Genomic DNA, 10433 nt, shown 5'->3' on the forward strand with positions numbered 1-10433 from the left:
CTTGCCGCAGGCCTCGCCCTGCCCGCGATCTACACCAATGCGGCCACGGTGGCACCGACCGGGCGCGAGAGCGAAACCGTTGGCATCGTGCTGACGGGTTGGACGCTCAGTCTTATCGCCGGTGTTTCTCTCTCGGCGGTGCTGGCGGACATTCTTCATTGGCGCGCCGTGTTTGCTGCAGTCTGCGTTTTAGCCATCGCCGCCTTTCTGGTCCTGGCTTCCAATGGACGCCGCGACGTGCCGTCCGAAGAACCGGCCATGGCGCCGCTCGCCGCGCTTCGCACACCGGGCCTTCTCCCGCTTCTCCTGGCCTGCGGCACGTTCATGGCGTCGTTCTACGGCGTTTATGCCTATATCGGCGATCATCTCGCCAGCACGCTCGGCAAGCCGGTGAGCGCCAACGGGCTGCTGACACTCGTCTATGGCCTGGGCTTCGGCGGGGCGGTTTTGCTCGACCGGCCGGTCCAACGTCTCGGTGTGCGCAATCTCCTGCCATTCGTCTTCGCGCTTGTAGCGGCGATCTATCTTCTGATGGTCTGGGGCTCACACAACTTTGCGATCTTGCTTGGCGTGGCTTTCGTCTGGGGCCTTGCCAACCATCTCGGTCTCAATATGCTGATCGTTCGATTGAGCGCGATCGCACCTGCGAGACGCGGGGCGATCATGGGGCTCAACAGTGCCACCACCTATATCGCCGCTTTTTCCGGCACCCTGGCTTTCGGGCTGATCTATGCCGGGTTCGGGCTTGCGGTTACGGCCGCGGCCGCGGCCCTCCTGACGCTCGTGTCGGCGTGCGCGGCCGCACGTTGAGCGGTGTGCGGTCACATTACTAGAGCCAGCCTGACTCTAACCTGCCCGCGATAACCCCAGCAGACCCTCGGCCGTAAACAGAACACCAAGCGATGCCGCGAACATGGCGGCAAACACGGCGGTGGCGATTGCAGGCCCCTTGTCGATCGCGGCGTTGGTCAGCCGCCAGGACAAGACCATCGTACAGAGGAAGATCAGGAAAGTTATCAGGTTCGCGAGGTCGGCGGCCTCCGGCAGAAAGAGCCGTATGAGCATGGGCGGCAAGGTGACCCAGGCGAACAGCGCCGACGCCCAGTTGTTGGCCACCACATAATGGACGAAACGGTCGGCGACACCGGCCGGGCGCGCGGCGAGCGCCAGAATGGCATAGGGCAAAACCCAGGTCGCCAGATCTGTGAACATCAGTCGCGTGAAAAGCGAAAACCGGAAAGCGAACACTTCTCCACCCGCCAGCTCGTTGGCGATGGTAACCCAGCCCACCACCATGGGCGGAAAGGCCACGAGAATGGCGAAGAAGGAGTTCCAGAAACCGTCGGCCGACAGATCGAGCAGGCGCATCCCGTCCGAACGCCCCATCATCATGCGCCAAACGCCGGCAAAATATTGCTGGATCTCGGCGAATGACGGCATCGTCAGGCAAACCAGTCTTCGAGAAAACGCAGATAGATCCGCGTCAACGTTTCCAAATCGTCGAGTGCAACGCGTTCGTCGACCATGTGCATGGTCTGCCCGACCAGGCCGAATTCCACCACCGGGCAGTAATCCTTGATGAAACGCGCATCCGAGGTTCCGCCGGAGGTGGAAAGCCCGGGACGGGCGCCCACGACCGTCTCGACCGAGGCCGAAAGCGTTTCGACCAGCCTGTCGTCGCGCGTCAGGAACACCGGGCTCGGCCGCCCGGGCCATTCGATATCGAAATCGACCGCGTGGTCAGTCCCCTTGCGCAACCGGTTCGCTTGGGCGGCGCGATCCAGCCGATTGTGGATCTCGGCTTGCAGGCTTTCCGCGTTCCAGGTGTCGTTGAAGCGGATGTTGAAAACCGCCATCGCCTTCGCCGGGATGACGTTGGTGGCGGGGTTGCCCACATCCACCGTCGTCACCTCCAGATTGCTGAGCTGGAAGTCGGCAGTGCCTTCATCGAATGGCTTTTCGACAAGCGCTTCAAGGAGTTGCAGAAGGCCCGGCACCGGATTGTCGGCACGATGCGGATAGGCCACATGGCCCTGCCGTCCGTTGACGGTGATGCGGCCGGTGAGCGATCCGCGCCGGCCGATCTTGATCATATCGCCGAGTGTTTCGGGATTGGTCGGTTCGCCGACGATCGACGCATCCCACTTTTCGCCGCGCGCGGCAGCCCATTCCAGAAGTTTGATCGTGCCGTTGAGAGCGGGTCCTTCCTCGTCGCCGGTGATGAGAAACGAGACCGAGCCTTTCGGTCGCCCATGCGTCTGCACATAACGTGCGAGCGCGGCCACGAAACATGCGATGCCGCCCTTCATGTCCACCGCGCCGCGCCCGTACATCTGGCCATCGGCGATCTCGGCGGCGAAGGGCGGATGCTTCCATGCGCTCTCGTCGCCCGGCGGCACAACATCCGTGTGGCCGGCGAACATCAGATGCCGACCGTTACCGGCAAGCTTGCCGTAGAGATTTTCGATATCCGGCGTGCCCTCTTCGGAAAAGACCGGACGCTCGACCGTACAGTCCAGCGCTTTCAGCATGCCCTGAAGCACGGAAAGGGCCCGGCCTTCGGCCGGAGTGACGGAAGGACAGCGGATTAGCTCGGCGAGATTCGCGGCGGGATCGGTCGGCAGTGTCATGGGTGAGAGGGATAATCCAACAAGGCGCGGCTGTCACGCGGCAAGACGCATTCGCATTTCGCCTATCGCTTCGGTGCGTTGGTCCGCTCGCCATACTCGTTTGCGCCCTCGTCGCCGGGATAGACGCAGAGCACGACGAACGCGATGATCGACACCATGGGGATGAACAGCGAAACGGCGAAGATGCCCGGCTTTCCGAAATCGTGCAGACGCTTGACGCCCAGCGCCACCGACGAGAAAACGGAGATGAAGAAAAGGCCCCAGAACAACAGAGCCCACATGCCGCTGGCGCCGCTGCCTTCCGGCGCCAGGGTGAAGCGATAGAGCGCGAACGCCTGCAGCACCGCCAGGAGCAAGCCCGCCAGGAAAAAGGCGGCGCGGCTGACCCGTCCGGAAAATCCGAAAAACAGCCAGGTGATCTGTCCCTTGGGCATAGCGCCGCTCCGCCAGTCTGTCAGTCGCGCAGGAGTTCGTTAATCGACGTCTTGGAGCGCGTCTTCTCATCGACGCGCTTGACGATCACGGCGCAGTAGAGGCCCGGGCCCGGTTCGCCATTGCCCATGGGCTTGCCTGGCATAGTGCCGGCCACAACCACCGAATAGGGCGGCACCTCGCCGTAGAAGATTTCGCCCGTGGCACGGTCGACGATCTTGGTCGACTTGCCGATATAGACGCCCATGCCGAGCACCGAACCCTCACGCACGATGCAGCCCTCGACCACTTCCGAGCGCGCGCCGATGAAGCAATGATCCTCGATGATGGTGGGACCGGCCTGCATGGGCTCCAGAACGCCGCCAATGCCGACACCGCCTGAAAGGTGCACATTCTTGCCGATCTGAGCGCAGGAACCGACGGTCGCCCAGGTGTCGACCATGGCGCCCTCGCCGACATAGGCACCGAGATTGACGAAGGACGGCATCAGAACGACGCCGGGAGCCACATAGGCCGAATGGCGCACGACGGCATTGGGCACGGCGCGAAAACCGGCCTTTTCGAACTCGTTGGCGCTCCAGCCATCGAACTTGGAGGCCACCTTGTCCCACCAGACGGCATCGCCCGGTCCGCCCTTGATGACCTGCATCGGGTTCAGCCGGAACGACAGAAGCACCGCTTTCTTGAGCCACTGGTTCACTTTCCAGGAGCCGTCCTCCTGGCGCTCGGCGACGCGCGCCTTGCCGCTGTCGAGCAGATGGAGCGAAGCTTCCACCGCATCGCGAATCTCTCCGCGTGTGTCGGTCGAAACGCCGTCGCGCTCGTCAAATGCCTTTTCGATTGTCGTTTCCAGCGCGGCGACATCCGTATTCGTCATGCTTGCGGCTCCATTGAACAAGCTGTTAAGGGCTCAGCCATAGTTTGGGAGAAGGACCCGGGTCGGCGCGGAAACTATGCGAAGCGCCGTTAAGGGTCAATCTCGGGATCGCGCGGTAAACGCGCCGAAAGACGGATTGAGGATCATGGACTCAAAAGACGAGAACGGCTGGACTCCCCTGCCGCATTCCGACGAGGATTTGCGCCGCGCACGGCAGGTGCCCGACACGCCGCAGACGCGCGCGGAAACCTATCGGCTCGCCTGGGACGACGAAGACTTTATGACCCGGCGCGAACTGCGCCCGGTGCGCCTGCAACTGGAATTGCTGAAGCCGGAAATGGCACTTGCCGAACGCGGGATCCGCTCGACGGTGATCCTGTTCGGTGGCGCGCGTCTGCCCGAACCCGGCGGTGAAGCCTGGGCGGCCAAGAACGAGACGCAGAAGAAGAATCTGGAAAAGAACAGCCGCTACTATCAGGAAGCGCGCAAATTCGCACGGCTTTGCTCTGAAGAATCGGCCAAGTCCTATTACCGCGAATATGTGGTGGTGACGGGCGGCGGCCCCGGCGTGATGGAAGCCGGCAATCGCGGCGCGGCGGATTGCGGCGCGCCCTCCATCGGCCTCAACATCGTGCTGCCGCACGAGCAGGCACCGAACCTCTACGTGACGCCGGAACTCTGCTTCAACTTCCACTATTTCGCCATCCGCAAGATGCATTTCATGATGCGGGCGAAGGCGGTTGCCGTTTTCCCCGGCGGCTTCGGCACCATGGACGAACTGTTCGAGACGCTAACGCTGATCCAGACGGGGCGCATGGAGCGCGTGCCGGTGGTGCTGTTCGGCAAGGATTTCTGGGAAGGCGCGATCGACCTGGCGTTTCTGGCCGAACAGGGAACGATCTCACCCGGCGACGACGAGTTGATCACCTTCGTCGACACCGCAGAGGATGCGTGGGCAAAGATCGCCGAGTTCTACGAACTCTAGCCGTCATGCCGCAGCCCTTGGCACTGGCGGGACCGAGCGTATTCGGCTAGGCATTCGCAGATGAAGGCGTGCCGACGAAACACGAGCTGGTTTGACAGCCTGCGCCATGAAGCGAGACTGTTCGCTGCCGTAGGCTTTCTTTCACTGCTCATGGGATTGTTGCAGCCGCTGGCGGTGGCTGTGGCCGCGCCGGTGTCCTATGGCTTTGTCATCTGCACGACTTACGGAATTGGCAAGGCCCCCGACAGCAGCCGCGAGGGTGCTCGCAAGACCGAATGTCCGCTTTGCCTGAGCGGTCATGCGTGCGGTTTCCAGTTTTCGCCGGCGACGCCGCAGCTCCCCGTTCTGGCTCCCCCGGCATGGGCGCGGGACGGCACCGTTCTGCGCCCATGGGGCGAACAATTCTGGACAACGCCCACCAGCGATACACCGCCCTCCATACGCGCACCCCCTGTCTTCACCTGATCGTTTCGGCCCGGATTTCCAGGCATTCCAAAACTCAGACGTAAAAGGCAGAATCATGCGCTCAAACATCCTTATCGCGGCCGCTGCCGCATTGCCGCTTTTCATTGTCCACGCCAGTGCCGAAGGCACGCACGGGCATCACGGCGCCTCGGAGACGACTGAAAATCAGTCCGGCGAAATGAAGCACGCCGCGCACGCGATCCAGGCCGGCGACCTGAGAATCCGCGACCCGTGGGCGCGGGCGATGCTGCCCGGCCAGCCGGCTGGTGGCGGCTATCTCGTGATCGAAAACACCGGCACAGACGACGACACCCTGGTGTCGTTGGCCTCGCCCCGCGCGGGCAAGGTCGAGGTGCACACGATGGAGATGAACAACGACGTGATGGTGATGCGCCCGGTAGAGGGCGGCCTCGCCATTCCAGCCGGCGAGACGGTAACGCTTGAGCCGGGCGGCCTCCACATCATGTTCATGCAGGTGGAAAAAGGTTTTCAGGAAGGCGAGACGGTGCCGGTCACGCTGGAATTCGAGAGGGCTGGAAAGGTCGATCTCGAACTGAAGGCGGGACCGGCCCGCGGCGGCATGTCCCACTCCGGCCACGATCACTGACCGTCGTCCCGACGATGCCGGACGCGCATTTGCGCGTCCGGCAAAACGCTATACCGCCGTAACCGTTTTGAGGAAGTCAGCAAGATTGTCGGTGACGAAGTCGACGTCGTCCTCCTCGTTTGGATCCTGCTCCCATATTTCCGAGAAGGTCGGCTCGAAATTGTGCGGCACCACCAGAACCGTGGTCATGCCGAGCTTCTTCGGCACGGCCAGATTGCGTGCGAGGTCTTCGAACATGACCGCCTTTTCGCCAACCACCCGATGCAAGGCGAGAAAGCGGTCATAAGTGGCGGCTGCCGGTTTCGGCAAAAGATCGGCGGCCACGATGTCGAAAATATCGTCGAAATGGTCGAGTACGCCGAGCTGGCGCGCCGCGCGTTCGGCATGACCGCGATCGCCATTGGTGAAGATGAACTTGCGGCCCGGAAGGGCGCGGATCGCCTCGCCAAGCTTTGGATCGGGATCGATCCACGAATAATCGATGTCGTGGACCTTTTCGAGAAAATCGTCCGGATCGATGTCGTAGCGCTGCATCAGGCCGTTGAGCGTCGTTCCATGGTCCTTGTAGAGCCGTTTCTGGAGCGTTCTGGCCTCGTCGCGGTCCATCTGGAGGAGTTCGGACACATAGGCCGTCATCTTCACATCGATCTGCGAGAACAGGTTGCTGTGATGCGGATACAGCGTGTTGTCGAGGTCGAACACCCAGTCGGTGACATGAGTGAAACGGTCGGGTGCGGGCTGGTTTTTCATGTTTGCGTTATGACAGAGCCGACCGGCGCGGCGCAATCGGCCAAACGGGTTTTCCCGTTTCTTACAATGGCCACGATGCACGGGAAGTGTCGTCACTTCCGCAAGCTTGGAAAAATTCTCTCATGCGTCGCCTCTTCCGTTTCTGCCCCGCCCTCTCCGCGCTCCTTTGGGCAACTGTTCTACACGCCCAGCCCGAACCGAGTTTCGAGGCAACCTGCGCACAATTGCGCGACAAGCTTTCAACGCTCGGGGCGCAGGAGGAGGAATGGATCACCATAGATGTCGTCGGAGAACTGCGCGCGGTCGAGCATGACGGCACGCTGGGCTATATGCTCGCCTGCGAGGCACCCGACCCGGAAGTGCTGTGCGTGACCTACGAAATCAATGATTATGAGGTTGGCGACAGCGTCGTGCTCAGCGGAACTTTGAACGAGATCGACGCCGACCATGTGAGCCTCGATCCTTGCCTGCACTACCCGGCCGACGCCGAACGCACATCGCCATTACGGTAGCCCGAACTGGTATACCACTTTCCTTTCCCTGCTCCCTTGCGCATTTGACGTGCGAATTGCAAAAGGCGTGGCATGGAATTGTGGATTCCCATCACCATCGCCGCAGCCTTCCTGCAAAACCTGCGATCCGTCGGGCAGAAGCATCTCAAGGGCGTCATGGGCACGACCGGAGCGACCTTTGTACGCTTCGGCTTCGGCATGCCTTTCGTGCTGTTTCTTTGGCTGACACTGCATTTCGCCGCCGGTTACGACTTTCCCAGGTTCCATGGGACGTTTCTGGCCTGGACACTACTTGGCGGGCTGGGACAGATTTCGGCGCAGTTTCTGCTGATCTACCTGTTTTCCTTCCGCAATTTTGCGGTCGGCACCGCCTATTCCCGCACCGAGCCGGCTCAGGCCGCCATCTTTGGCCTCGTCCTGCTCGGCGAAGTGGCCGGCTTGGGCGCGCTTGTCGCGATTGCCGTGACGGTGATCGGCGTGATGCTTATCTCGGTCGCCCGCGTGCCGATGAGCTGGGGCAATCTGTTCCGCTCGCTCGTCAGCCCGACGGCACTGATCGGCCTCGCCTCCGGCACGCTCTTCGGCGTGACGGCGGTCGCCTATCGCGGGGCCTCGCTTTCGCTTGGCGGACCCAACTATCTGATGCAGGCCACCACGACGCTTGCCGTCACGATCACTTTCCAGACCGTCATCATGCTGGCCTGGATGTTGTGGCGCGACCGTGCGGAAGTGGGCAACATCGCAAAAGCGTGGAAGCCTTCGCTGTTCGTCGGTTTTGTCGGCGCTGCCGCCTCGCTCGGCTGGTTCACGGCCATGACGCTGCAACAGGCGGCGGTGGTGAAGGCGCTGGCGCAGATCGAGATGATCTTCACCTTCGCCTCCTCCGTCTTTTTCTTCCGCGAGCATATCAACCGCACGGAAGTGGCCGGATGCCTGCTGATCGTGGCCGGTATCCTGCTGCTGGTTCTGCTTTAAGTGTGGGTTTCAGATTTGACATTCATCGCGAGACCGCGATCGAGTATCGAACGAATTTCAAAACCACGGCATTAGGTTTCGTATTCGTCATGCCGCCGATTCCAGACATAGGGCTCGGTCTGTGGCCATCCGGCAGGCGAATCTTCCCACAATTCCTGTCGGCCATACGGTGTCAGGTCGAGATAGGTCCAGAGACTGCCGAGATACTCGATGCCGCGCCCGCCATTGAAATAGGTGCGATAAATGGAGTCGCCATCGCGCAGGAACACGCTGACGCCGTGGCGCTCACTCATCTTGGCCGGTTCGTCCGGATCGCTCAGTGTCACGCCCATGTCGCTATTGAAATCGCTACCGCCCGAGGAATACCAACCGGGATGCTTCCACCCCATGCGTTCCTGATATCCCCGCAATTTGTCGAGCGACGCACGGGATATCAACACGATTGAGGTGTCGCGTGCATTGAGATGCGCGGGATGGGTCATCGCGTCGACAACCCAGGAACAACCGTCGCAACCGGCCTGCCATTCCGGTGCGAACATGAAATGGTAGACGATCAGCTGTCGACGTCCGCCAAACAGGTCGACAAGGCCAACCGATCCCTCCGGCCCTTCGAATGAATACCGCTTGTCGATCTTCGCCATCGGCAACCGGCGTCGTTGCGCGTTCAGTTCATCGCGCGCGCGGGTGAAGGCTTTCTCCCTGTCGACTTGCTTTTGAAGCGCGGACAGCCACTCGCTCATAGAAACGATCTCAGGCAACATTTTGAACCATACCCTTTTCACGTTGCCGCCTGATCCTCGATACAAGCAGCATTCCATAAACCATATGGTTGAATATCTTTCTCATCTGATAAATGTCAACCATACGGTTTAATAAAGTCAGTCAACGCCTCCATTTTCTATGGCAACAGAAATCATGAAAATCGAGACCGCCATGGCCGAGGTGCAGCGGGGCCGCGAACAATTAGTCGTGTGCAAGCGATAGAAGGAAGCGGATCATGCCTCATCTATTACGACCCGAAGAAACTGTTCGGCAGCAGGCCGGAGGCCAGCGCGGCCCTTTCTGAATGCGCCGGCTACGACAAGAAGTTCAAGGAAAGCGGCTATTTCGTTTCCGCCGAGGCGCTCGAAATTCCGGAGAACGCCATGACCGTCCAGGGGCGCGAGGGCAAGATGTCCACCGTCGACGGCCCGTTCATGGAAACCAAGGACATGCCGGGGGAATCGTCATCATCGAGGCCGCGATCTCAACAAGGCGGCGCGGGTGGCGAGCGGTCATCCGCTGGCGCGCATCGGCTCGCTCGAGGTCCGGCCGGTTGTCGATTTCTCCACCGGTCCGCCACGGATGTGAAACCGTGACGGGCACCGCCCGGCGAAGGGGGCCACCGTCGAGACGGCCTATCGCGGCGAAGGAAGCCTTTCACGAGGCCTTCGCCGCCGCGGCGGAAGCGCTGGCCGATTGTGCACGCTCGCCGAAAAACTCCAGCGCCGCATTGAGACCGTTGATGGCGGCAGGCCAGCCGCCATAGGCGGCCATCTGAAGGATCACCTCGAGAATCTCGCGCTCGTTTGCGCCGGCCGCCAATGCGTGCTCGACATTGACCTTGAGTTGGGGCGCGGTCTGCCCGCCAAGCGCGGTCAGGGCAGCAACCGTGGCAAGCTGGCGCGTCTTAAGATCCAGCCCCTCGCGCGCGTAAAAGTGCCCATAGGCGCCTTCGATAAGAGTCTTCGCAAAGCCCGGCAGAGCCCTGTCGTAGCGCTCGGCAAGGATTCCTTCGAGATCGGGATTGAGCTTTGCGGCAATCGCGCGCCCCTTTTCCAGCGCGGAGGGCGCGCCCTCGGTCTCGGCGTTCGTATCAATCGTCACGGGATGTCACCTTTCTGCCGTCCTCGGCACGATGGCGCGCCTCGATTTCGGCGTAGTTCATGATCTTGTAGTCGAGCAGATCGACGCATTCCCGAAGTTCGGCGATCTTCGCCAGAACCATCGCACGCTGATGCTCCAGCATCTCGCGACGCGCGGCCGAACTACGGTCTCCCTGGCGGCGCAGCCGCGCATAGGTTTCGATGTCGGCGAGCGGCATGCCGGTGGCCTTGAGCATCCTGATAAAGTGGAGCCAGGTGAGGATGCCGTCGTCATAGGCGCGCCGCCCGCCCTGCCGCCATGGCGGATCGATGAGGCCGCGCTTTTCGTAATAGCG

15 protein-coding genes are annotated in these 10433 nt (G+C 61.4%); 7 read left to right on the plus strand and 8 right to left on the minus strand.

The genetic code is table 11. The annotated features are described in order from the left end of the window. A partial coding sequence (locus QZ638_RS19420) for an MFS transporter (protein WP_295813548.1) occupies positions 1–810 on the plus strand: 810 nt, incomplete at its 5' end. Positions 811–846: 36 nt separating this feature from the next. Here QZ638_RS19420 and QZ638_RS19425 read toward each other — a convergent pair. The 4 genes from QZ638_RS19425 to dapD all read right to left on the minus strand — a co-directional run bounded on the left by QZ638_RS19425 (position 847) and on the right by dapD (position 3939). Beyond that, a complete protein-coding gene (locus tag QZ638_RS19425) occupies positions 847–1440 on the minus strand; it encodes a transporter (RefSeq protein ID WP_295813549.1) in 594 nt (197 codons plus the stop codon). Between the two features lie 2 nt (positions 1441–1442). Continuing rightward, entirely contained in the window at positions 1443–2630 is a 1188-nt protein-coding gene (dapE, locus tag QZ638_RS19430) for a succinyl-diaminopimelate desuccinylase (protein ID WP_295813550.1), read from the minus strand. Between the two features lie 62 nt (positions 2631–2692). Continuing rightward, positions 2693–3064 carry a DUF805 domain-containing protein gene (locus QZ638_RS19435; protein ID WP_295813551.1) on the minus strand — a complete coding sequence of 124 codons (372 nt, stop codon included), beginning with the start codon at positions 3062–3064 and terminating at the stop codon, positions 2693–2695. Positions 3065–3084: 20 nt separating this feature from the next. Then, a complete protein-coding gene (gene dapD / locus QZ638_RS19440; protein WP_295813552.1) occupies positions 3085–3939 on the minus strand; it encodes a 2,3,4,5-tetrahydropyridine-2,6-dicarboxylate N-succinyltransferase in 855 nt (284 codons plus the stop codon). A gap of 145 nt (positions 3940–4084) precedes the next feature. On the opposite strand from dapD, the gene QZ638_RS19445 reads away from it, so the two are divergent. Genes QZ638_RS19445 through QZ638_RS19455 form a run of 3 tightly spaced genes read left to right on the plus strand, consistent with a single transcriptional unit; the run spans position 4085 to position 5996 of the window. Continuing rightward, positions 4085–4924 carry an LOG family protein gene (locus QZ638_RS19445; RefSeq protein WP_295813553.1) on the plus strand — a complete coding sequence of 280 codons (840 nt, stop codon included), beginning with the start codon at positions 4085–4087 and terminating at the stop codon, positions 4922–4924. 60 nt (positions 4925–4984) lie between these two features. Further along, on the plus strand, positions 4985–5389 hold the full coding sequence (locus tag QZ638_RS19450) for a hypothetical protein (RefSeq protein WP_295813554.1): 405 nt from the start codon (positions 4985–4987) through the stop codon (positions 5387–5389). A gap of 55 nt (positions 5390–5444) precedes the next feature. Then, a complete protein-coding gene (locus QZ638_RS19455) occupies positions 5445–5996 on the plus strand; it encodes a copper chaperone PCu(A)C (RefSeq protein ID WP_295813555.1) in 552 nt (183 codons plus the stop codon). A gap of 48 nt (positions 5997–6044) precedes the next feature. On the opposite strand, the gene QZ638_RS19460 is transcribed toward QZ638_RS19455, so the two are convergent. Then, positions 6045–6746: a pyrimidine 5'-nucleotidase gene (locus QZ638_RS19460; RefSeq protein ID WP_295813556.1), complete on the minus strand. Its 702-nt coding sequence runs from the start codon at positions 6744–6746 to the stop codon at positions 6045–6047. A gap of 122 nt (positions 6747–6868) precedes the next feature. Here QZ638_RS19460 and QZ638_RS19465 point away from each other — a divergent pair, with 122 nt between their 5' ends. Next, complete coding sequence (locus QZ638_RS19465; protein ID WP_295813557.1) at positions 6869–7258, plus strand: hypothetical protein; 390 nt, start codon at positions 6869–6871, stop codon at positions 7256–7258. A 72-nt stretch (positions 7259–7330) separates the two neighbouring features. Beyond that, positions 7331–8233, plus strand: coding sequence for a DMT family transporter (locus QZ638_RS19470; protein ID WP_295813558.1), 903 nt, complete (start codon positions 7331–7333; stop codon positions 8231–8233). 71 nt (positions 8234–8304) lie between these two features. On the opposite strand, the gene QZ638_RS19475 is transcribed toward QZ638_RS19470, so the two are convergent. Beyond that, positions 8305–9051 carry a DUF899 domain-containing protein gene (locus QZ638_RS19475; protein ID WP_366936262.1) on the minus strand — a complete coding sequence of 249 codons (747 nt, stop codon included), beginning with the start codon at positions 9049–9051 and terminating at the stop codon, positions 8305–8307. Positions 9052–9204: 153 nt separating this feature from the next. On the opposite strand from QZ638_RS19475, the gene QZ638_RS19480 reads away from it, so the two are divergent. Further along, positions 9205–9591, plus strand: a complete 387-nt coding sequence (locus QZ638_RS19480) for a YciI family protein (protein ID WP_295813560.1) — start codon at positions 9205–9207, stop codon at positions 9589–9591. 61 nt (positions 9592–9652) lie between these two features. Here the strand turns inward: QZ638_RS19480 and QZ638_RS19485 are convergent, their stop codons facing one another. After that, the gene (locus tag QZ638_RS19485; protein ID WP_366936263.1) at positions 9653–10099 is read right to left on the minus strand and encodes a carboxymuconolactone decarboxylase family protein; all 447 of its coding nucleotides are present in this window, start codon (positions 10097–10099) and stop codon (positions 9653–9655) included. Further along, a partial coding sequence (locus QZ638_RS19490; RefSeq protein WP_295813561.1) for a MerR family transcriptional regulator occupies positions 10089–10433 on the minus strand: 345 nt, incomplete at its 5' end. The genes QZ638_RS19490 and QZ638_RS19485, both read right to left, overlap by 11 nt.

This window comes from uncultured Nitratireductor sp. (assembly GCF_913053745.1).
In the GTDB taxonomy this organism is placed as follows: domain Bacteria; phylum Pseudomonadota; class Alphaproteobacteria; order Rhizobiales; family Rhizobiaceae; genus Nitratireductor.